20 protein-coding genes and 1 other RNA gene are annotated in these 22,122 nt (G+C 58.5%); 11 read left to right on the top strand and 10 right to left on the bottom strand.

Annotated elements, in window-relative coordinates:
- Positions 1 to 121 precede the first annotated feature (121 nt).
- From NW834_RS06240 to NW834_RS06270, 7 genes are all read left to right on the top strand, one after another.
- Positions 122 to 1,441 carry a bifunctional sterol desaturase/short chain dehydrogenase gene (locus tag NW834_RS06240; RefSeq protein ID WP_414419094.1) on the top strand — a complete coding sequence of 440 codons (1,320 nt, stop codon included), beginning with the start codon at positions 122 to 124 and terminating at the stop codon, positions 1,439 to 1,441.
- 204 nt (positions 1,442 to 1,645) lie between these two features.
- Positions 1,646 to 2,416, top strand: coding sequence for a DUF4397 domain-containing protein (locus tag NW834_RS06245; protein WP_414419093.1), 771 nt, complete (start codon positions 1,646 to 1,648; stop codon positions 2,414 to 2,416).
- Positions 2,417 to 2,599: 183 nt separating this feature from the next.
- Entirely contained in the window at positions 2,600 to 3,490 is an 891-nt protein-coding gene (locus tag NW834_RS06250; protein ID WP_414373723.1) for an FAD-dependent thymidylate synthase, read from the top strand.
- A 77-nt stretch (positions 3,491 to 3,567) separates the two neighbouring features.
- Complete coding sequence (locus NW834_RS06255) at positions 3,568 to 4,305, top strand: class I SAM-dependent methyltransferase (RefSeq protein WP_414349624.1); 738 nt, start codon at positions 3,568 to 3,570, stop codon at positions 4,303 to 4,305.
- 353 nt (positions 4,306 to 4,658) lie between these two features.
- A complete protein-coding gene (locus tag NW834_RS06260; protein WP_414419092.1) occupies positions 4,659 to 6,218 on the top strand; it encodes a sugar transferase in 1,560 nt (519 codons plus the stop codon).
- Positions 6,219 to 6,228: 10 nt separating this feature from the next.
- Positions 6,229 to 6,996 carry a phosphoribosylaminoimidazolesuccinocarboxamide synthase gene (purC, locus tag NW834_RS06265; protein ID WP_414419091.1) on the top strand — a complete coding sequence of 256 codons (768 nt, stop codon included), beginning with the start codon at positions 6,229 to 6,231 and terminating at the stop codon, positions 6,994 to 6,996.
- The gene (locus tag NW834_RS06270; protein WP_414419090.1) at positions 6,983 to 8,473 is read left to right on the top strand and encodes a DUF2157 domain-containing protein; all 1,491 of its coding nucleotides are present in this window, start codon (positions 6,983 to 6,985) and stop codon (positions 8,471 to 8,473) included. The genes purC and NW834_RS06270 overlap by 14 nt, the downstream gene beginning before the upstream one ends.
- A gap of 1,111 nt (positions 8,474 to 9,584) precedes the next feature.
- Here the strand turns inward: NW834_RS06270 and hemC are convergent.
- Positions 9,585 to 10,571 (bottom strand): hydroxymethylbilane synthase, encoded by a 987-nt coding sequence (gene hemC / locus NW834_RS06275; protein WP_414419089.1) that lies wholly within the window; start codon positions 10,569 to 10,571, stop codon positions 9,585 to 9,587.
- Positions 10,572 to 10,849: 278 nt separating this feature from the next.
- On the opposite strand from hemC, the gene NW834_RS06280 reads away from it, so the two are divergent.
- The 4 genes from NW834_RS06280 (at position 10,850) to serS (ending at position 15,378) form a co-directional block, all read left to right on the top strand.
- Positions 10,850 to 11,311: a YlqD family protein gene (locus tag NW834_RS06280; RefSeq protein ID WP_011433386.1), complete on the top strand. Its 462-nt coding sequence runs from the start codon at positions 10,850 to 10,852 to the stop codon at positions 11,309 to 11,311.
- A gap of 187 nt (positions 11,312 to 11,498) precedes the next feature.
- On the top strand, positions 11,499 to 12,980 hold the full coding sequence (locus tag NW834_RS06285) for a glycosyltransferase (protein ID WP_414419088.1): 1,482 nt from the start codon (positions 11,499 to 11,501) through the stop codon (positions 12,978 to 12,980).
- A gap of 63 nt (positions 12,981 to 13,043) precedes the next feature.
- Positions 13,044 to 14,036: a ketol-acid reductoisomerase gene (gene ilvC, locus NW834_RS06290; protein ID WP_414419087.1), complete on the top strand. Its 993-nt coding sequence runs from the start codon at positions 13,044 to 13,046 to the stop codon at positions 14,034 to 14,036.
- A 34-nt stretch (positions 14,037 to 14,070) separates the two neighbouring features.
- Positions 14,071 to 15,378: a serine--tRNA ligase gene (serS, locus tag NW834_RS06295; protein WP_414350964.1), complete on the top strand. Its 1,308-nt coding sequence runs from the start codon at positions 14,071 to 14,073 to the stop codon at positions 15,376 to 15,378.
- A 302-nt stretch (positions 15,379 to 15,680) separates the two neighbouring features.
- Here serS and NW834_RS06300 read toward each other — a convergent pair whose 3' ends face one another.
- The 9 genes from NW834_RS06300 to NW834_RS06340 form a co-directional block, all read right to left on the bottom strand.
- Entirely contained in the window at positions 15,681 to 16,085 is a 405-nt protein-coding gene (locus NW834_RS06300; RefSeq protein WP_414419086.1) for a hypothetical protein, read from the bottom strand.
- A gap of 78 nt (positions 16,086 to 16,163) precedes the next feature.
- Positions 16,164 to 16,261, bottom strand: an RNA gene (ffs, locus tag NW834_RS06305) — signal recognition particle sRNA small type.
- A gap of 72 nt (positions 16,262 to 16,333) precedes the next feature.
- Complete coding sequence (locus NW834_RS06310) at positions 16,334 to 17,056, bottom strand: carbon dioxide-concentrating mechanism protein CcmK (RefSeq protein ID WP_414329208.1); 723 nt, start codon at positions 17,054 to 17,056, stop codon at positions 16,334 to 16,336.
- Positions 17,057 to 17,082: 26 nt separating this feature from the next.
- Complete coding sequence (locus tag NW834_RS06315; RefSeq protein ID WP_414419085.1) at positions 17,083 to 17,766, bottom strand: hypothetical protein; 684 nt, start codon at positions 17,764 to 17,766, stop codon at positions 17,083 to 17,085.
- 66 nt (positions 17,767 to 17,832) lie between these two features.
- The gene (locus NW834_RS06320; protein ID WP_414329210.1) at positions 17,833 to 19,794 is read right to left on the bottom strand and encodes a ribulose bisphosphate carboxylase small subunit; all 1,962 of its coding nucleotides are present in this window, start codon (positions 19,792 to 19,794) and stop codon (positions 17,833 to 17,835) included.
- Between the two features lie 71 nt (positions 19,795 to 19,865).
- Entirely contained in the window at positions 19,866 to 20,165 is a 300-nt protein-coding gene (locus tag NW834_RS06325) for a EutN/CcmL family microcompartment protein (RefSeq protein ID WP_011433394.1), read from the bottom strand.
- The gene (locus NW834_RS06330) at positions 20,165 to 20,506 is read right to left on the bottom strand and encodes a carbon dioxide-concentrating mechanism protein CcmK (RefSeq protein WP_011433395.1); all 342 of its coding nucleotides are present in this window, start codon (positions 20,504 to 20,506) and stop codon (positions 20,165 to 20,167) included. The genes NW834_RS06325 and NW834_RS06330 overlap by 1 nt, the downstream gene beginning before the upstream one ends.
- A 71-nt stretch (positions 20,507 to 20,577) precedes the next feature.
- Positions 20,578 to 20,886, bottom strand: coding sequence for a carbon dioxide-concentrating mechanism protein CcmK (locus NW834_RS06335; RefSeq protein WP_011430450.1), 309 nt, complete (start codon positions 20,884 to 20,886; stop codon positions 20,578 to 20,580).
- A gap of 510 nt (positions 20,887 to 21,396) precedes the next feature.
- The gene (locus NW834_RS06340; RefSeq protein WP_414419084.1) at positions 21,397 to 22,122 is read right to left on the bottom strand and encodes an energy-coupling factor ABC transporter ATP-binding protein; all 726 of its coding nucleotides are present in this window, start codon (positions 22,120 to 22,122) and stop codon (positions 21,397 to 21,399) included.

A 22,122-nucleotide genomic window follows, 5' to 3' on the forward strand; every position in this document is an offset into this window, starting at 1 on the left:
TGTTTGGAAACAAACAGAATGCTATCGCTGCATAGTTGAACAGTGATGTTCAGCAGTGTTCAGCGTAAATGTATCAGGCGACGACAAGCCCAAGAGCAGTTTGGCCACCGCAAGCGAGTCTATGGATGTCAGCAGCGTAAGTCATTGGATAGGGGTGGGGGCTGTCGCCCTAGCCTCCATCCTTTGGGCTGAGATCGTGCGGGATGTGCGCCATTGGCTGGCCCACCGGTGGCCCTGGCTGATGCCCAAACACATCCTGCACCACCGCCTGTTCCGCCCCGACCTTAGCGTGGTGGATGCACAGCTGTACCGAGAATCCCAGTGGCACCACGACGTTCCCGAAGCGGCGACGATGATCCTGGCCGGGATCCCTTGGGTGGTGGTATTGGGCCAGGGATCCCTGCTGTACGGCCTGGCGGCAACGGTGGGCATTCTCTACTCGGCCAGTTTCTGGGTGGCTGGTATGCTGCGGGGTTGGGGGCTGGCCCTGCAGACGGATATCACCCACCAGCCGGGGCCTTTCCCCGTTCCTCCCAGCCAATGGCATGTCAACCGCGCCTACCACTGGCGGCACCACTTCGACGATACCAACGCCTATTTTTGCGGCACCCTGACTCTCGTAGATCGGCTCATGGGCACCAGTCTCTCCTTGAAAGGCAAGCGAGTAGCCGTCACCGGCGCCTCCGGCACCCTGGGCCGGGCCTTGCTCAAGCATTTTCACCAGCAGGGGGCCAAAGTCATCGCCCTCAGCTCCCATTCGGATTCGGTTCACATCGAAGTGGACGGCCAGATCCAGCCGGTGGAGACCGTTCGCTGGCAGGTGGGGCAAGAGGGATCCCTGGCAGAGCTGCTGGAGCGGGTGGATATCTTGGTGCTCAACCACGGCCTGAACGTCCACAGGCAACGGGATCCCGAGTCTGTCCGCCAGTCCTATGCCGTCAACACTTTCTCCAGTTGGCGCCTAATGGAGCTGTTCTTCCAGACGGTGCGCGGCAACCCTGAGATGGCCACCAAAGAGGTGTGGGTGAACACCTCAGAGGCTGAGGCTAGCCCTGCTTTCAGTCCCCTCTACGAGCTCTCCAAGCGGGCCCTAGGCGATCTGGTTACTCTGCGCCGTCTGGATGCCCCCTGTGTGGTGCGCAAGCTCATCCTCGGCCCCTTCAAGAGCCAGCTCAATCCCATTGGGGTTATGTCGGGAGATTGGGTGGCCGCTCAGATCTTGGCCCAGGCCAAACGAGACTGCCGCAACATCATCGTCACCATCAACCCCCTGACCTACTTGCTTTTCCCGCTCAAAGAGCTGGCTGTGAGCACTTATTTCCGCTTGTTTAGCCGTCGGTCTCCAAGGACTCCGTCCCGCGAGCGCGAACAGACAGGGATCCCTGCCCCCAACCCAGATCCTGCAGGTGGGGCCGAGTCCGGTGATTTGCCTTTGGTTTAGTTAAAAGGAACTAGATCCCAACCCGTTCCATAGCTCTATGGCATTGGGCGCAAAAGTGGAGTAAGACAAGAGCAGGTTCCTTGGCGTCAGCAGGGTGGGATCCCTTGCGCCAATGGGAACTTTTGGGGAGCGAGAGTGCCCTCCTTGGGTTTGCAGAAATACAGCAGTTCGATCCCTGGTGAGCGTTGGGTGTGAGGAGTAGGAGTGAGCGTGAACATGGTGCGACGGTGGGTGGGCGCAGTGCTCTGCGTGGTGGGTGGATCGTTGATGTCGGGGCTTTTGTCCGGCTGTGCCATCCCGATGCCTTCGGCATCTGCGGGAGTTTCTGAAGTCCAAGTGCGCTTGGTGCATGTGGCCCCCAATGCCCCTCGGATCGACTTGGAAGTGGGAGGGGTGAGAGCTGCTCGGGGCATAGCCTATGGCTCGGTGAGCGAGTACGTGCGCATACCGGCGGGCGAGTACGACATTGTTTTGTTTTCAACGCCTGAGAACCCTGGCCAGCCTGCGAGTTCTTTGGTTGCGGCCAGAACCGTAGCCAATCTCAGGGGCGGGGGAGTATTCTCGGTGGTTGCTGCCAACGAGCCGAATCGCATGACGGCCCTGGTGCTGGAAGACAACATCCATCCGCCCTTTGATCAAGCCCTGGTGCGGTTTGTCCACGCTGCCCCTGATGCGCCGGCCCTGCAATGGCAAGGGGAGCAAGGGCGGGTACTGCTGCCCCAGTTGGCGTTTGGACAAGTATCCACCTTTCAAGCTATGCGCCCCGGCTTTACCCAAATTCAGGTGGCCATAGCCCCTTCAGCCCCTGGGCCAGGTGTGCAGTCGGCTCCCAGCCGGAGCATTCCCTTGCAACGGTTTGACCTGCAGCTGGAGGCGGGGAAAGTCTATACCCTCTATGTAGCGGGATTGTTGCGCAGCAATCCGGCCCTAAGCCTGGTGCTGACAGAGGAAACTCGAGCTCGCAGGCTCCTATAGCCAAGGTGTTTCGGTCTCTCTTCTCCTTACACTGAGTTAAGGAATACCTCAGGGTGGGGGCAGATAGGGAATATGCTCTGTGGTGGAGCAGGCCAATGCCGTTGGCGTTCTCCGCTGCCAATATGATCTTACAAGGATCTCAGAATCCTAACATGCGGTGCGAAGCACTAGGGGATGCAGCCTGTGGATGCTTTGTTTCAAGTTGTGGTGCTGAATCAAACCCCAGATCCAGAACGGGTCATCTACCAGGCCATGCACCAGGATTACAGCCCTGATTTTGTCACCTCAGAAAGCCGGATCCCGGAAAAGTATGGAGAGGCCGTGGTGCGGCATTTGCTGGAGGGCAACCGTGGCCACTATGGGCCTCTAGAGCATCCTCAGATCACCTTTGGGGTGGGCTATTTTCCCCACGCCGTCATGCAACAGGCCCGTACTCATCGGGTGGGAATTTCTTTTGATGTTCAATCCTTCCGATATACAGGCCAGCAAATTGCCGATTTGGGCAAAAAGCTCTTGTTCGCGTCAGCGGTGCGGAGCACAACCGAGACTGCTGCTCCTGTTGGCGAGACCGGCTACGGTTGCGTCAGCGATCGCGTCAGCGGGCCGGAGGCCTATCGCGACAGCGGTGCGGAGCACATTGCGGAGCACAGTGGCGGGACGGAGTCCTCCTTGTCTTTGCAAGAGCTGGAAACTCTGTTTTACGTTCCTGCCAGCGTCAAAGAGGGCAAGGCCAAAACCCGCCAAGGCTTTAGGCCCATCTCCCCCGAAGCTTTGGATATCATTCTTGCGCAATATCGCAGCCAGGCCATTGCTTATTATCGCCTGGTAGAAGAGTGCGGATTGCCCTATGAAGATGCCCGTAACATCATTGGCTACGGGATCCGACAACACTTCGTGGTCTCTTTCAATTGCCGTAGTCTAATGCATTTTTTGGATTTACGAGCCAAAGAAGATGCTCAACGAGAAATTCAACATCTGTGTGAACTGATTTGGCCCCACTTTGAAGCGTGGTGTCCCCACGTGGCGGCCTGGTATCGTAAGCATCGCTGGGGAAAGGCTCGATTATCCCCCTAAACTTAGTTTAGATAGATATGCTCTGCTAACCCCTTCTGCGGCTAATCCTGTTTTTGATCTTTTGTTGGGTTACGGGTATGGATCCCGAAGCTTATGAGCAAATGGCAGGCTTGGAAGACCGGCATTGGTGGTTTTTGGGTCGCCGTCACATTCTGAGTCGGGTTATTGGATCCCTGTCGCTTCCCCCCTCTGCTTATATTTTGGAAGCTGGCTGTGGTAGCGGCGGCAACCTGGAGATGTTGTCCAGATTTGGCAAAGTTTGGGCTATGGAAAAGAGTGAAATTGCACTGCCGCTGGCCCAAGCTCGCGGTATTGGGATCGTGGCAGAGGGGGAGTTGCCAAACCGGATCCCCTTTGGTTCTCAACGATTTGATTTGATTGCTTTGCTGGATGTGCTGGAGCATCTGGAGAATGACAAAGAAGCTCTCCTAGCCCTCAGTCAAAGGTTAACCCCATCTGGCTACTTAGTTGTAACTGTTCCGGCTTATCCGTGGCTGTGGAGTTTACATGATGAGCTTAATCATCACAAGAGACGATATACCCGCGGGCAACTTTTGTCGTTGCTTAAAAGCTCAGGTCTAGAAGTTTATACCCTTGTTTTCTTCAACAATTTTCTTTTCCCAATCATTTCAGGGATCCGCATAATGCAGAAAGTGCTTCGCCTGAGGGAAAGCCAAGATCTGAAAATGCCGCCGCTTTGGCTCAATCGACTGCTGACGGGTATTTTTGCTGCAGAAGCCTATCTGATACCTAAGTTTTCTCTGCCCTTTGGTGTATCTCTGCTGGCAGTAGCCGGCCCGGCAACGAAATCGTAGTATCCTGTCATCATTGCTGTTCTCAGACTGCACTTTGATCATTGCTTAAACTCTCATGTTTCGACATCCAATGTCTGCAATTCTGGTAGTTTCTACAACAGCCTTTTCCGACGGTACTTAACCCACTCAACAGGGATTTTTATCTCTTGCATGATGAGGATCCCAATTACTTAAAGAACTTATTTTGTGTCAGCAGCATGAAGTCCTTTGAAGCTGGGAAGGGCCGTCAATAGAATTATCTGGTGAGGGCTACCCATTCAAGTTTTGGTCAACACTGATCTTGTCCAATAGCCTCAGATGCACAATCTTTTCTGTAAGATTGTCAACAGTCTTGATGCCGAAGGAGATAACCCTTGGCCGAACGCGGCTATAAAACTCGTCTGGATCTGCATCGTTTGTGGGTGCCCTTGGCCTGTTTTGGCGATGGCCTTTGTATTTGGTTGGCCTTTGGGGCGGGCTACTGGCTGCGCAGCTTGCGTCCTCATCAGCTCTTGCCTTGGGATGTCTACGCGGCCTTGGGATTGTTGACCGCCCTCAGTTATTGGGGCATTCAGGCGGGCTTAGGCGGATACGGTGAGTCGAAGCGCTTGTCTCGCTTTGAAGAATGGGCCAGTTTGCTGGTGGGGTTGGGATTGACGTTTGGTTTGGTGCTGTCAGGGGCCTTTTTCGTTCGCTCGGTCTCTTTGTCGCGGCTGGTGGTGGGCTACGCCGGCTTGTTGGCTCTGCTGAGTTTGACTTTGGTACGGGTGGGGTTGCGGCTGGGCATGGGCTGGTTGTGCTCTAGGGGCTACGGTCGGCGGCAGGTCATCTGGGTGGGATCCTGGTCGGTGTTGGCGGAAGTGTTGGAGCGATTGCAGCGATCCCCGCAGTTGGGCTTCCAGGTAGTCGCCTGGGCAGGCGTAGAGCAAGGCTCTTTTGAGGAAGATCCCCCATCTCAAAATAGGGATCCCTGTCAAGATTCATATCCAGTACTAAACACCGCCCGCCCTACCTCTGACGGGGTTAAGTCTGCCGACAGGACTCTGTCCGGCTCATCCCGAGGAACCCTCTCCTGCTTGTGCAGTCAGCTTGAGCCTTCCTGGTCGGCTCTTGAGCGTCTGGATCTGGTCCATTTGATTGCCTATCTGCAAGCCCACCCAGAAGTGCAGGAGGTGTGGTTTGGGCAACCGGAGCTGGCAACTGCTCCTCTGTTGCTCAGTTTGCAAGCGTTGTCGGTGCAGGTGCGCTTGGTGCCGGATATCTTAAGTTTTTTAACGGTGAACTTCAGCCTGCAGTCTCTCGACGGGATCCCGCTGCTAACTCTGCGTCAGCCTCCCTTACGCTATGCCCACAACCGTTGCATCAAACGGGCCATCGACATTCTCGGCGCCTCTCTAGGGCTTGTGCTGCTGAGCCCCCTGTTGTTGGTGATTGCCCTGTTGGTAGCCTGCACTAGCCCTGGCCCCATCTTGTACTGGCAGGAGCGGGTGAGCTTGGATGGCCGCCGCTTTTGGATTGCCAAGTTTCGCACCATGCGGGTGGATGCCGAGGGATCCGACCGGCCCGGCTGGACGCGCCCCGGGGATCCGCGCCGAACCAAGATAGGAGCCTTTTTGCGCCGCACCAACCTGGACGAGCTGCCCCAACTGTGGAACGTCCTGAAAGGGGAAATGAGCCTAGTGGGCCCCCGCCCAGAGCGGCCCTACTTTGTCGAGCAATTTAGCCAGGAGATCCCCAAGTATCCGGATCGGCATTTGGTGAAAAGCGGCCTGACTGGCTGGGCCCAGATCCATGGCCTACGGGGGGATACCAGCATTGCCCGCCGCACCCAGTATGATCTCTACTATGTGCAAAACTGGTCGCTGTGGCTGGATCTGCGCATCTTGGCCATCACCTTCTGGCAAGGGATCCGCGGACGGCTGGCCGGATACTAGGGGTTAGCGTATGCCATTCTCCCCCCAAGAGCTGCTCTACGAGGGCAAGGCCAAGCGCATCTACCGCACTGCCGATCCCAGGGTTTATCTTTGCCAATACAAAGACGACGCCACGGCCTTCAACGCCCAAAAGCGGGGATCCATCGCCGGCAAGGGAGAGGTGAATTGCACCGTCTCCAGCCATGTGTTTGCCTACCTGGCGCAGCAAGGGATCCCCAACCATTTCTTGGCCCAAACCGGCCCCACCGAGATGCAGGTGCGAGCCTTGCACATCCTGCCTTTGGAAGTGGTGGTGCGCAACCGCACAGCGGGTAGCCTCTGCCGACGGCTGGGCCTGGAGCAGGGCCTTCCCATCGAGCCGCCGCTAGTGGAGTTCTATTACAAAAACGATGCCTTGGGGGATCCCCTGGTAACCCCCGACCACATCCGCCTATTGCAGCTGGCCACGCCGGAGCAGGTGGAGCGCCTCGGATCCCTGGCTTTGGCCATTAACTCTCATCTGCAGGCCTTTTGGCGGCGCTGTCAGCTGGAGCTGGTGGACTTTAAGCTGGAGTTTGGCCTGGACGAGCAAGGGCAGATCTGGCTAGCGGATGAGATTAGCCCCGACACCTGCCGCCTTTGGGATCTGGAGGGATCCGAGCCGCGAGTGCTGGACAAGGATCTCTTTCGCTTTGATCTGGGGGATCCAGTAGCTGGCTACCAGGAGGTGCTGCAGCGAGTGCTCCAGGCTACTCTCCCCTCTCCGTCTGGGAGAGGAGCCAGGGGTGAGGGACTATAATCGCCTCAGCGATCCCACTCCTTTAACGCCCGAGCCTCCTTTCGCTTGTCGGGATCCCGCCATGACCTCTCCCCGCCCCCCCTACCCCGGCGAGCGTTTCCGCCGCCAACTGGCCGACCTGCTGAACACCTGGGTGGAGCAGGGGTTGATCGAACCTGCCCAACGGGATCGCCTGCGGGAGTATTACCAACTGGAGAGTTTGCAACGCTCAGCCGGCGGGCGATTTGCCCTGGTGCTGCTGCTGTTTGGCGCAGTTCTGGTGGGCCTAGGGGTGATCTCCTTTGTGGCGGCCAACTGGGCTGCCATTCCCCGCTGGGCAAGAGCCTGGGGGTGCTTGGCCCTCATGGTAGGGCTGCAGGTGGCTGGCTTCCAGGTTTGGCAGCAGGGATCCCAGCGTCTGGGTAGCGCCCTGCTGATAGCCGGTGAACTGACCCTGGGAGCCTGTATTGGCCTGATGGCCCAGTGGGTTCAGCTTGGGGGATCTGCGGCAGGCTTGTTTTGGGCCTGGGGGATGGGCAGTTTGGCCATGGCCTACGGCTTGCGTCACAGCCCCAGTGGTGTACTGGCCTGCCTTCTGCTGGGCTTGGGGATGGTAGCCGACTTCGTGGATTGGGGGACTGTCAACTTCCTCTATCCTTGGTTGACCCTGGGCCTGCTGGTTCCTCTGGCCTATTGGTGTTGCTCTCGCTGGGTTTTTGCCCTGGCCGTGGTGAACTTTGGCCTGGCGTTGCAAGGGTTAGCCGAGCGTTTGGGCAGCTCTTTTCCAAGCTTGACCCTTTGGCATCTGCTTGGTGTCGCGGTCGTGTGGGGGCTGGCTCTCTGGCACCAACGCCATGATCCTTGGATAAGGCAGGTTTCAACCGAAGGAAGGGATCCAGAGCTTCCCGGCGAGCTGGAGCAAGGCTTGGATTTGGCCCCGACAGCCCAGAACTTGGCTCTGCTGGGGCTGGGTGTCCTGCTCTATGTCTGGAGCTTTGTCGGGACGTGGGTCGATCTCTCCGAGGATCCCCTCTGGAACGTTGGGGATCCCTGGGCGAGCTTGTCGGCAGTGGGGTTGCTGCTGCTGACGGGCTGGGGCTGGTGGCAGGGTTGGCAGGAGAAGAGATCCCAGCCCGTTTCGTCTTGGCTGAAGGATGCTGCTGTTCTGATTTCTCTGGTTGCCTTGGCGCTTTTGCTGGGGATCGGCAGCGCTGTGCCTTTGAACGTGACGGCAGGAGCAGCCTTGGTCCTCTTTGCCCCCTGGATAGTGACCTTGCTGTTGCTGGGGCTGTCAGCAGTGCTCTGCTGGGAAGGGCTACAGCAAGGGCGGCGAGGACGTTTCTGGCAGGGACTGTTGGGGCTGACCCTGGTGGTGCTGACCCGCTTTTTCGAGTACCCAACCGGCCTGTTGGTCAAGTCGGTGGCGTTGGTGGCCTGTGGGATCGGGGTAATCTGGCTGGGGCTGAAATTTGAGCGGCGGATTTTCTCCCGTCTCTAATTCTTGCCCTTCTAGGAAGCCAAGCCCCGCTACATGATCAAGCAAAGGAAAAAGCTGGAATTGAGCTGGAATTCACAAGAATTTACAAAGTTTAAGGAACCTGCTTGTATTCCCCAATGTCTTTGCTAGTAAATTCTCAGCTTTGGCTTGAGCTGAGAAGGAAGTGGGCATCTCTATCAAGATTTGGAGAATACAAATGAGAAGTAGGACTGCGTTTGGGCATTTTGGCTTTGCTACTTACGCCCTTTTGGGAGAGTGGTTTTCTTTCGGGTGTTGCCTTGGCTGAAGATCATCTTTTAGTGGCTCAGGCCCCGGAGCCAGCTAGGCAGCCTATGCCTTCTGTGCCTAGATCGATACCCTCCCTAGTTCCCATAGATCCCATAGCTCCGGCAGAATCCTCAGAAACTGTAGATGAGCTATTCCGCCAGGTTCCTTTCCCCCCTTCGCTAAGACCTCTGCCTGGCCTTCCGTGCTCGAGACCCATGGTGTTGCGCTCAGTAACCCTCAGCGCTCCTCCGCCAAACCCTGCTTCCCCCCTGCAATCGGAGGTTCCACCCAACGTTTGGACAACTCTCCAGGGCCCTTTCGGGACAGTCAACTGGGGAGAGCCCCAAGCCAATAAACTCTTTGCTCATACCTTCCAGTGGAGCCCCCCTTGTAGAATAGGCTGCCGGATGGGAGGCACCCTTACGTTTACCTATCGCAATAACTTGCAGGCAACAAGTAACACAACTCCTGATGCCGGGAACGACAAGTACTACCTATTCAACAGCGCGATTCCAACCGGCGGGACTTCACCTCCAACTCAAGCAACTCAAGCGGGGTTTTTGTATACTTTCCCAAGTCCGCCTACTTCCCCAATTCCGCCTGGCCAAACCTTCACCAAAACTCTAACCCTCTCGCCGGCAGAGATTGCCAACAACCGAGTGACCTTAGTAGTTCAAGATGATACGGCGGTTTTGCAAGCTAAGCTAGAGCTTAAATACTGCTGCTGCGAATGCGAATTTCCCATTTGAGTGCAATTCACGTAGGGGGGACTTCATTGTTCTCCCTTTTCTTCAGCTGACCCTAGCTGAAGTTCTCAAAGCCTACTCAGAAAAAGTAGGAAAGCCTAACGGCGGGCCTGGGCAAAAATGGCCTGCAAAATCTCGTCGGCCCCCTGCTGTTTTAGCTTTTCTGCAAGAGCCATCCCCACTGCCTCGGGATCGGCGGTGGATCCCGTCTGAGTATCGCGGATGAGCCGCCGGCCATCCAGGTCGGCCACCATACCGGTTAGGTGCAGCGCCTCCCCTTGGACTTGGCTGTGAACGCCAATGGGCACTTGACACCCTCCTTCCAAAGCCCGCAGGAAAGCTCGCTCTGCCAAGCAGCGGGCTGTGGCCTCCGCATCGGCCAAGGGTCGGATAAGCTCCAGAATCCGCTCATCTCCCTGCCGACACTCGATTCCCAGGGATCCCTGCCCAACCGCGTACAGAGACACGCTGGGATCCAGCACCTCGTGGATCCGGTCGGCTTTGCCCAGGCGCTTCAACCCGGCCACTGCCAAAATAAGGCCGTCGTACTCTCCCCTCTCCAGCTTGGCCAAGCGGGTGTTGAGGTTGCCCCGCACATCCTTAAAGTGCAAGTGGGGAAAGGCATGGCGCAGTTGGGCCAGTCGCCGCAGCGAGGAGGTGCCAATCACTGTTCCTTCGGGCAGGGTGGCCAGTCGGTAATCCCGGAACTTTTCCCCCACCACCAAAGCATCCAGGGGATCCTCCCGCCGCGTGATCGCCCCCAACACCAAGCCCTCCGGCAGGCGAGTGGGCAAGTCTTTAAGGCTGTGTACCGCCAAGTCGCTGCTGCCGTTGAGCAGGCTAACCTCCAATTCCTTGGTAAAGAGACCTTTGTCCCCAATTTTGGCCAGTGCCACATCCAGGATGATGTCTCCCTGGGTGGAAAGGGTGTTGAGCTCCAGGGGTAATCCCGGATGGTGTTCTTGCAACTGACCCATCACCCACTGGGTCTGCACCAAAGCCAACTCGCTTTTTCGAGAGGCAATCCGCACCGGCTCGGTGATCCCAGCAGAGGGCTTGGAAGGGGTCGAAGCCAGTTCACTCATGGCTGCCGCAAAAAAGAACACTGTCTCTCACGCTAGCCGAATCTGTGCCAGGGCAAGGCGGCGGCCTTTAAGATCCTTAACCAAAATTGCAGTTTCCCGAAATCAAGACTTTACCGCAGGGATCCCAGCCGGTAGGATAAATAGATGGATTCTCCGGCTCGGCGGGGGAGGATCCGGTCTGTCAAGCTCCTCTTCCCCAACCCCAGAGCTTTTGAGGGGAGCTTTCTACAATGGGCACAAGCCCCTGGTTTGGTTGGTCGTCTGCCTGGATGAGTCTTATGGAAGAAAACAACGTCAGCAACGGCACTCAATTACTGCTCAAACGCAACATTCCCGTTAAGGTGGTGGTCACACCCCTTTGGAAAAAGGAAATGCAGGAGCAATTGGAGCGGCAGATCGAAGCCACCGATGCTCAGATGCAACAGCTGGAGTTTCAGGGCAAGCGGGCTATTGCCGAACTGGAGAAACAGAGCCCCAACCCCAACAGCCCCCAAGTGCTCCAACAGGTGGAAGCGGTGAAAAGCCGCGTGAACGAGCAGAAGATCCGGCTCTTGGATCAGAAAAACCAACTGTTGCAGCAGATCAACCAACTGAGCACCCTGGAGCTTAACCAAGAAGTGCTGCAGGGCAATGTGGAGAGCTTCTTCCGAGTCCAAAAAGGAGACAACCTGATCCAGAAAATGCAGGTCGAGATCCTTCTGGAAGATGGGGTGATCAAAGAGATTCGCGGTAACCCATAGGCCGCTCACCCCCTTGCCGGAGAAGCGGCAGTCGGGATCCCCAATTTTTCTCGCCTGTAGGTTCTCGAGAACTCCGTTTCGCCAACACAATGGGTGACAATAGGTAACAACCTCTTAACAGCCTTTGGGTTAACGCTCGCACAGGCTGGCGAGGTTGGGTAACATTGCCGCCCGGGGGAGGATTCCCATGTCTGAGTTCGTCTGGTCAGAGCCAGAGCCTCTCGAGGATCTTCATCTTCCCGATTGGTTGCTCACCTCGGCCCAGCGCCGCCGTCTCAAGGCTCTGCTGGTTCTGGCCATGGTGTGGGGGTTGGTCAGCCTGATGCATGTGGTGCCGACGGCCCGTTGGATCACCGTTGGTTTGGCCACGTTCATGGTGATCCACATTAGCCGCTTATTTCGCCTGCAACCGGCGACCTCCCTGCCCCCTCTGAGACTTCCTCCTGCCGCTGCGACCCGCCGGGATCCCAGGTCAACAGATAACAGCGATGACCCTAACAACAATGACTCTGTCCTGCCAATGCAACGGGATGGGCAGAGCGGGCTTTCTGAGTTGGGCGGGCTGGCCTTGCCCCGTGTGGCTGTGTTGATCCCAGCCAAGAATGAGAGCGCAGTGCTCCCACGGCTGTTGCACAGCTTGACCCAGCTCCGTTACCCCACCAGCCATCTGGAGCTGTGGGCCATCGACGACAACAGCAGCGATGCCACCCCTGAAGTTCTGCGGGAAGCCCAAAAGCGGATCCCCCATCTGCGGGTTTACCGGCGGCAGCCGGGGCGGGGCGGGGGTAAGTCCGGCGCCCTCAACGAGGTACTGCCCCTGACTCAAGGGGAGATCATCCTGGTCTGCGATGCCGATGCTGTGGTGCCCTCGGATTTTCTTGCCCGCACTCTGCCCTTGTTTGTTCAAGTGGGAAGCCTGCGCAGCCGTTTTGGCAGACGGACGGTAGGCGCTGTCCAGGTGCGCAAGGCCCTGAGCAACCCCAACGTCAACTTCTGGACTCTGGGGCAGGTGGCGGAAATGGCCTCTGATGCTTACTTCCAGCAGCAGCGCGTGGCCGTGAGGGGCATTGGCGAGCTACGCGGCAATGGCCAACTGGTGCGGCGAGATGTTTTGGAAAAGTGCGGCGGCTGGAATGAGAGCACCCTCACTGACGACCTGGATCTCACCTTCAAGCTGCACCTGGCGGGCGTAGATATCGCCTTTCTGACGGAGCCGGCCATCGTCGAAGAAGGGGTCACCTCTTGGAAAAGTCTCTGGCACCAGCGCTGCCGCTGGGCGGAAGGGGGCTACCAGCGCTATCTCGACTACTGGCCAGGGATCCTCAGTCGCCGCATGGGGATGGCCAAAACAGTAGATCTCTGGGCCTTCTTTATTTCTCAGTACTTGCTGCCGATGGCCTTGGTTCCCGACACCCTCTGGGTGCTGTTGGCGGGCCACTCCTCGGTGCTGCTCCCCTTGAACGCGCTGGTGATGGGCTGCTTGACGGTGGCTTTTTACCGGGGGCTACGCCAGGTGGAGGGCTTGCGCGGACGGCGACTTTGGTGGCACACCGCCCTGGGCTTGGTCTACATGCTCCACTGGCTGCCGGTTATGATCGCCACAACCGCTCGCATGTGTGTACAGCCCAAGCGCCTAAGGTGGGTGAAAACTGTTCATCACGGCGCTTGAGGTCAGCAAGTTGGATCCAATCCTGCTATCCTAGTCAAGCACCTGCTCACGCCCTGCTCGACCATGGCCCGCCTCTACTACGACACCGACGCCAACCTGGAGCCTTTGGCCGATAAAACCGTTGCCATCATCGGCTATGGCAGCCAAGGCCACGCCCACGCCCTCAATTTGCGCGATAGCGGTGTCCAGGTCATCGTTGGCCTTTACCCTGGCAGCCCTTCCTGGCCCAAAGCCGAGCAAGACGGCTTAATGGTCAAAACGGTGGCGGATGCTGCCGCTGCCGCCGATTGGGTAATGGTTTTGCTGCCCGATGAAGTGCAAAAGGCCGTTTTCCAGGGCGAAATCCGTCCCCACCTGCAGCCGGGGAACGTGCTCCTCTTTGCCCACGGCTTCAACATTCACTTCGGGCAGATCCAGCCGCCGGCAGACGTGGATGTCATCATGGTTGCCCCCAAAGGCCCTGGGCACTTGGTGCGGCGCACCTACCAAGCGGGGGAAGGGGTGCCCTGCCTGTTTGCCGTCTATCAAGATGCCTCGGGAATGGCACGGGAGCGGGCCATGGCCTATGCCAAAGCCATCGGTGGCACGCGGGCCGGCATTTTGGAAACCACCTTCCGGGAAGAGACCGAAACCGACCTCTTTGGCGAGCAGGTGGTGCTCTGCGGTGGGCTGACGGCTCTGATCAAAGCGGGGTTTGAAACCTTGGTGGAAGCGGGCTACCAGCCGGAACTGGCCTACTTCGAGTGCCTGCACGAGGTGAAGCTGATCGTGGATCTCATCGTCGAGGGGGGCTTGGAGAAAATGCGCCACAGCATCTCCAACACGGCAGAATACGGCGACTACACCCGTGGCCCCCGCATCATCACGGAGCAAACCCGCGCCGAGATGAAACGCATCCTCGCCGAGATTCAAAGCGGCCAATTTGCCCGTGAATTTGTCTTGGAAAATCAGGCCGGCAAGCCAGGGTTTACTGCGATGCGGCGCCGCGAGGCCGAACACCCCATTGAACAGGTGGGCAGGGAGCTGCGGGCCATGTTTAGCTGGCTAAAGAAATAGGTCGGATATCTGGAGCTGAGGGTAGACCATCTCTGTGCTGGATCTGAAGCTGCTGCGGGATCGCCCTGAACAGGTACGCCAAGCCCTGCAAAACCGCCGGGCCACAGTCGATCTGGATGGGATCCTGCAGTTGGATCGGGAGCGGCGGCAGTTGGAGGCCCGCAAGGGATCCCTGCAGGCCGAAAGCAACAGCCTCGGCAAAAAAGTCGGCGAGATCATCCGCCAGGGGGCGGATCCCCAAGGCCCCGAAGTGGCGGCCCTGCGGCAGCGGGGGGTGGATCTCAAGGCCGAGATTGCCCAACTGGAGCAGCAGGAACGGGAGCTGGAAGAGGAGATTCGTGCTCGGCTGCTTACCCTGCCCAATTTGCCCCTGCCCAGCGTGCCGGTTGGCCGAGATGAGGCCGACAATGTAGAGGTGCGCCGCTGGGGTGAGGAGCTAAAGCCGGCCCATCCTGTCCTTCCCCATGACGAGATTGCCGAAAAACTGGGGTTGCTGGAGATTGGCCGTGCGGTCAAAGTGGCCCAAAGCCGCTTTGTGGCTATGGTAGGGGCGGGCGCGGCCCTGGAACGGGCTTTGATTGCCATGATGCTGGAGCGCCACGTTGCAGCCGGCTACACCGAGGTGATCCCACCCTTTTTGGTCAACAGCGCCGCTTTGCAGGGGACGGGGCAGTTGCCCAAGTTTGCCGAAGACAGCTTTCGCTGTGCTGACGACGACCTGTGGCTGATCCCGACGGCGGAAGTTCCCCTTACCAATCTGTACCGGGATGAGGTAATCCCTGCGGAGTCCCTCCCTCTTTACTTCTGTGCTTACACCCCTTGTTTTCGCCGTGAGGCGGGCAGCTATGGCCGCGACACCAAGGGGCTGATCCGGTTGCACCAGTTTCAAAAAGTGGAGCTGGTCAAGGTCACTCGCCCAGATCAATCGGAAGCCGAACACGAGAAGCTGGTGCAGGATGCCGAGGCCATCTTACAGATGCTGGAGCTGCCCTACCGGGTGGTGGAGCTGTGTAGCGGCGATTTGGGCTTTGCGGCAGCCCGCTGCTTTGACTTGGAGGTGTGGTTCCCCTCCCAAAATCAATACCGCGAGATCTCCAGTTGCTCCAACTGCTGGGACTTTCAGGCCCGCCGTGCTAACCTGCGCTACAAAGAAGCCGGCCAGAAAGGCACCCAGTTTGTCCACACCCTGAACGGATCTGGCTTGGCGGTGGGGCGCTCTCTGGCTGCCCTGCTGGAAAATCACCAACAGCCGGATGGCTCGATTCGCATTCCCAAGGCGCTGCGTCCCTTTCTCAGCTCCCGGTTTCTCTCGGAAGACGGGATCCTCATTCCTGCTGCCTGAGCTCAAACTCAACCCAGTTTGATTGAGACTCGATTGAGACGCTCCTGCCCACCCGGCAGACGCCCTTATCTTTTCTGCAGTTTGGAAATGAATCAGCTTGACCTGCTCCTCGCTCTACAAGGATGAGGATCCCTAACACTTCACAGAGACGATCCACCTGACGGTAGCCTCAATCTTTAGGGTCATTTCAAGTTAGGTTGAGACACTTCCCAAGTGCTCTGCGGTACCGCTTCCGCTATGCAAAAGGGGAGAGGAGCTAGGAAGCAATGCATTCCTACCTTCCTGCCGGGCTGTCCTTCCGCTCAAGATTTGCCCTTGAGGCGATCCAACTCAGCTTGCAATTCGGCGATCTTCTGGCGCAGACGGGCCGCTTCCGAAAGTTCGATGGCCGTGCCTGCCTCGCCCTCGGTATCGCTAATGTCATCAATGGTGATCTTGCGGGGACCGGCAGTTTGTCTGTCTTCTCCCTTGCGGTTGGCGTTGGCGGCGATGGCATCCATGTAAGCCCGCGCCTCTTCAGCGGTCATCGCCCCCCGCTCCACCAGCTCGTCCACCAAAGCTTGCGCCTGCTTGCGCAACTCCATCAGACGGATACCCGCTTTGCTGGCCACCTTGGCAGCATTATCCGCCGCCACAGCCGCCAAACCCATGCCGAGGTAGAAAGCCTTTTGAGCCCAGTTGGCGAGGGGATTGTCTGTCTCGGACATTGTCGGACATTGCTAGGACAAGGGGGAGAAAGGCGAGAAGGGGAATGACCCAGCAGAGAGGAAAGTGGGGTAGCAAAGGGCGACCCGGGTTGACGCGCCTGCTCAGAGCATCCCGTGGTGCTGCTATCTTCCGATCCTGACACGGTTTGGGCGTCGGAGCTGCACGGACCCAGGTCTTCCAGTAGCCTAGCATTTTTCCCCTCTGCCCTGCTCGGCTTTCTTGGGCAACAGATGGGTTTCTCAGGGGGCTAGGGAGTTTCAGGCGGCTCCAGATAAACAGGGATCCGCTCTACGGCTGTATCGCTGCGCTGCACCTCCTGTTCCTGAACTTGAGGAAGGGTTACCGGCAGGGTAACCGGTTGAGCAACAAAACAACTGGCCACGGGCAGCGCTTGCTCCAGTTCGTCCAGAGGGCGGGGGATCACTGCCACCGCGTGCAATTCCCCAATGCGCTCTGCTTCGTACATGCCGGCATCGATGGCAATGGCCACGTTGGCCACTGTACCGCGGATAATGGCCGTACATAGGCCATCCCCAATGGTCTCGTAGGCCGCCAGTTGGACATCCGCGGTTTTGAGCATGACATCGGCAGCTCCCACCATTGCCGGGAAGCCGCGAGTTTCCAGCAGGCCCACGGCCAAGTTACTGAGGCGGCTGTAGCCGCGGTTTTGTGCCAGTTGAGACAGCTTGCTGCTGATCGGCAGTACCACTTCCAAGTTGGGCAGGGGGCGCGGGATCACCAAACTGGAGATCTCCTCTTGGTCAAACTGGCGGGCCAGCTCAATGCCCTCCTCAATGGCAATGCGCACATCGGCAATTCCCCCCCGCACAATGGCTGTGCAGTAGCCCCCCGAGGTTTTCTCAAAGCCGATCAGCGTCACGCCTGCCGACTTGGTCATAGCGTCGGCAATGCGCACGATGACCGGAAAGCTGCGCGTCTGAATCAGGCCCAGGGAGGTTGACATCGGCATCCTAACTACTCACGCCAGTTTAGCCATCAGAGCCGGCCATCCCCAGAGGAGAGCACCTGTCGATAGGGATAAATCTTGCCCAAGAGGCGATCCAATTCCGAATGGCCAGGGATCCCGTTGAGGTTGCGCGTTTTGGTCCTTGGGGAACCGGACTTTTCTTGGGTTTGCTCGGCAGCTTCCTGCCAACGGCGGGTTTGCTTTTCAACATTGGCCACCGGAGAACTGGGTGGGGGAGACGGCTCAGGCGACATCTCTGGAGCCATTTCCACTGCCGCCGGCGAGGGCTCTGCCGGGATGGGCTTGCTGCCGCCCGCCTCCTGGAGATCGAAACCATAGGTGGGATCCCCGAGCAGCGAGCCGGGGGGAATGACTGCTTGGCTGAGCACCGAACAATTCAGCACTGTGGTTTCTGAGCCGATGCAGGCGTTTTTGCCGATGGTGCCCTGCCCGATCACCAGCACCCCCATTCCCAAGGTTGCTCCCGCCTCCACGATGAGGGATCCCCCACAGGCGTGCAGGACGGATCCCATGCCGATACACGCGCCGCGCCCGATGTGAATTCGACAGCCGGGGTTGGCCCGCAGCAGCACCCCTGCCCCAATCCCCGCCCCGGCTTCCACCTGTACCTCACCACTGACAAAATAGCGAGTTTCGCCGTTTTGGCCGAGCAAGGTGCGGAGCGTCATGGAGTTGGGCAAAGTAGAGGCCAACAGGGTGCTCCTCATCGCTGGGGGGTTGGACTTGAACCAACAGAGGTCAAAAAAAGCTGGGATCCCTCAAGGGGTTTGGATGATCTGCTCCAGCACTCGCCGTTTGGCTTTTGGGTCAATACCCAGCAGGCGGACGTATTCGCCGCGATGTTCCTCCAGACAGGCTTCCAGAGCTGCCACCACTTGCGGCACTTGGGTGGCCTCGATGGGGCTACAGCTTTGCCAGGAAGACGTGCGAAAACGGCGCTTGTCCGCATGTTCGGTGCCGATGCGGTAGCCTTGGCTGAGCAACTGCTGCACCTGAGCCACCACCTCGGCGCTGAGGCGGGTGCCAGAAAGGGATCCCTTGGTCGCGGAAGCGGGAGCCACGGCAGCAGCAGCAGATTTTCCGCCAGGGGTTTGGATGATGCGCTCATAGACCCGCCGTTTGCCTTTGGGATCGATCCCCAGCAGGCGTACATACTCTCCCTGGTGCTCCGCCAGGGCAGCCGTCAGCTTAGCCAACACCTCTGGCCCGCGGGTGGCGCGAATGGCCGGCCCACTCTGCCAGGAAGAGGTTTTGAAGCGGCGCTCGTCGGCATATTCGTAGCCGATGCGATAGCCCTGAGCCAGCAGCCGATGCACCTCCTCCTGCACCTCCAGATCCAGGCCGGCACTGCCCCCTGCCGCAGGAGCCGTATCTGCCACCACGCCGGTTCCTGCAGGACTGCTGCTCACCTGGCCTTGCGGGGTTTGAATGACCTTCTCCAGCACCCGCCGCTTGCCTTTGGGATCGATCCCCAGCAGGCGCACATATTCCCCTCTGTGCTCCGCCAGGGCAGCCTGAACAGCGGCCAGGATCTCCTGCGGCTGACCGCTCAAATTGCCCAAGGTCTGCCAAGAAGAGGTGCGGTAGCGGCGGGCATCGGCCACCTCCAGGCCAATGCGATACCCCTGCGCCAACAGCGTTCGGATTTCTTCCTCTAGCCCTGAGCCAGACTGAGGGCCGGATGTGCCAGAACTCGGGGCAGCGGCTGCCGAGACGCGGCTGGGCATCCCAGAGACCAGCGCCGGCCCATCGGGGGTTTGGATGATCTGCTCCAGCACCCGCCGTTTGGCCTTGGGATCGATCCCCAGTAGGCGCACATATTCTCCCTGGTGCTCCGCCAGGATGGCCCCCAGCGATCGCACCACCTCCGCCTCGTGGGTGCTGGCGATTGGGCTTTCGCTTTGCCAGGAAGAGGTTTTGAAGCGGCGAGCATCGGCATACTCTAGCCCCACGCGATAGCCTTGGGCCAACAGGGCACGAATTTGCTCCACCACCTCCGGCTTGAGAGGGGATCCGCCGCCGTTCCGGCCATTGCCGCGATGGGAAGAATGAGTCATGGGTGCCGTCTCCGTAGCCGTTGAGTTAGAGGTGCGCTGCAGTTCGTTGCGGATGGGAGCGATACAGACGAGGTTTTCGCTGCACTGGTAGCCCTCTCGCAGGGCTTGGTTGATGCCGATCACGTGTTGGGCAAACTTGGCATCGCTATCCTGGACGTCGGGCAGCCGGTCGGCCTCGGCCTGGGTGGTGATGATGGATCCAGAAGGCACGTACTTGCCTGGGGGGATCTCCACATCCTGGATCAGGCAATGCAACATGATGATGCAGCCATCCCCAACCCGAGCGTTGAACACCGTCGAGCGGAAGCCAATAAAGCAGTCGTTGCCCACGTAGGCCGGCCCGTGGATCAGAGCCATGTGGGCAATGGAAGTGTTTCTGCCAATCCAAACGGAGTAGGGTTGGCCGTCTTCTCCTATCACCCGCCCCTGTTCCAGGCCGTGGATGACCACCCCATCCTGAATGTTGGATCTGGCGCCAATGTGGAAGGGGGATCCCTCGTCAGCGCGAATGGAAGTTCCCGGGGCGATCAGCACCTCCGCTTCCACCCGCACATCCCCAATGAGGTTGGAGAAAGAATGCACGTAGGCTGTGGGATCGATCTTGGGCTCCGCCAGTCGGCGAGACCAGGGCGTTGGCGGTGCAGCATAGGTGTGAGCAGGCATAACCGTGAGCCTCTAGAACGCAGTAGGGCGGACAAGGGCAGCAAGAGAGATGAGAAGGGAAGGGATCCCAGCTAGCGTTGATCGCGCTTGTTGTAGAGAGAGCGACCGCCAACGCTGACCGTATCGATAATCGCCATCACCACTGCATCCAGCGGGCGAGTCTGGTTTCCTTGCGGCTGGCGAGCGGCACTGCCTTGGCTAACCAGCACCCACTCGTCAATGCCGGCCCCCACCGGATCGGCAGCCACAGCGTAATCGGGTTGCGGCTGGCCCTCGAGATCGACGTACTGCACCAACAAAAACTTCACGCCCGTCAAGCTGGGATCCTTTTGAGTGCTGGTGACGGTGCCCCGCACAATGGCAATACGCATCAGGGACGGGTGAAGGGACGGATGGCATTGACCCCTTCGCGGAACTGAGCCACATCCTCGGTGTAGCGAATGGGCAACACGTACTCCAGGTTCTCGTGGGGACGGGCGATAATGTGCCAAGACAACAACTGGCCGCCGTTCACCCGCTTCACCGAGTCAATGCCGGCAGCCACCGAGGCTTGCACCTCCGAGACATCCCCCCGCACGATCACGGTGACCCGACCGCTGCTGATTTTCTCGTAACCCACCAGGGTAACGCGGGCTGCCTTGACCATGGCGTCGGCAGCTTCTACCACTGCCGGGAAGCCCAGGGTTTCGATCATTCCAACTGCAATAGCCATAGGTACTCCTTACGCTGAAAGTGAAAGTGGGGTGCGAACTTTCTGGGGTGCGAACTTTACTGAAGTGGGGACTAGGTGCGGAACTGCTCTACCGCCTCGGTATAGCGGATGGGCAACACAAACTCCAGGTTCTCGTGGGGACGGGCAATGATGTGGTGGGAGAGAATCTCACCCCCGCTCACCCGCTTGGCAGACTCCAAACCGGCGGCTACCGAAGCTTGCACCTCCGAGACATCCCCCCGCACGATCACGGTGACCCGACCGCTGCCGATTTTCTCGTAACCCACCAGGGTAACGCGGGCTGCCTTGACCATGGCGTCGGCAGCTTCTACCACTGCCGGGAACCCGCGGGTTTCGATCATTCCAACTGCAATAGGCATATCAACTCTCCACTTTTGAACACACTCAGTTCCTGAACGCTGTCGAACCCAGTAGCAAGGCAAATTGATCTCGCTTATTGGGTTCGCTCATGCAATCTCCTTTCGATTTCATCAGAGAGATCCTCTGCCCAAATCTCGATTGACAGCTTTTCCCGGCGACACCTACCCCAGCCACCAGAGACCCCCCCCTGAGGGGAGAAGGCTCTGAGCCACAGACCTCCGACTGAAGTCAGAACAGGTTGTAGGAGCCATCAGGGTTAACCGCAACTGTCACTCAGGCGGGCAAAGCTGCCAGCTCTGAGCTAAGTCCACATCTTTCTTGTACAAAATCGATCATACAAAATCGATTAGGACGACTCAGAGAAGGGATCCCCGACTTAACAAAATGATATCCCCACTCAATCCTGGACGAAAATCAATATTTTTAATTAGCACGATAGCTTTTTATTAAGAGAGGCAAAAATGTTGTCAGCTTAAAAATAATTCTTGATATCTTTTCAACTTTTGTCGTTATCGGCGCAGCGAGGGGGGCACTTCCAGGCCGTGGGCTTCCATGAGGTCGGCTCGGCCCATCAGGTGGGCCGGGGATCCCTGGGCCCAGATCCGACCTTGATCCAACAGGATGACCTGATCGCACACCTCCAAGATCAGCTCCAGATCGTGGGAAGCCAGCAGAAAAGTGTGGGCAGCCTGCTGCAAAAAAACCATCAACCGCCGCCGGGCTCGCAAATCGAGGTTGGCTGTCGGCTCATCGTAGAGCACCAACTGGGGCTGCATCGCCAGGATCCCGGCAATGGCAACCATGCGCTTTTCCCCACCAGAGAGGTGATGGGGGGGACGATCGGCCAAATGGAGGGTGCCGGTCATCTGCAGGGCGGCCTGAACGGCAGCCGCAATCTCCGCCTCAGGACGGGCCAAATTGCGCAGTCCAAAGGCCACATCTTCGGCCACCGATGGGGCAAACAGTTGGTCGTTGGGATCCTGAAACACCAACCCCACCTCAGGGCGAAACTGGCCGGGCCGCAGCGGCTGGCCAAACAAACTCACCTGGCCAGAGCAGGGGGGCAACAGGCCGCAGAGGGTGAGGAACAGGGTAGTTTTACCCGCGCCATTGGGGCCGATCACCCCCAGATGTTGCCCAACCTCGACCCGTAGATCCAGCCCTTGCAGCACCGGCGGATGACCGGGATAAGCTGTCCACAATTGGTTCACCTCCACCGCCGGCACCGGGTTCAT

It is taken from the genome of Synechococcus sp. R60.1 (genome assembly GCF_047461835.1).
In the GTDB taxonomy this organism is placed as follows: Bacteria; Cyanobacteriota; Cyanobacteriia; order Thermostichales; family Thermostichaceae; genus Thermostichus.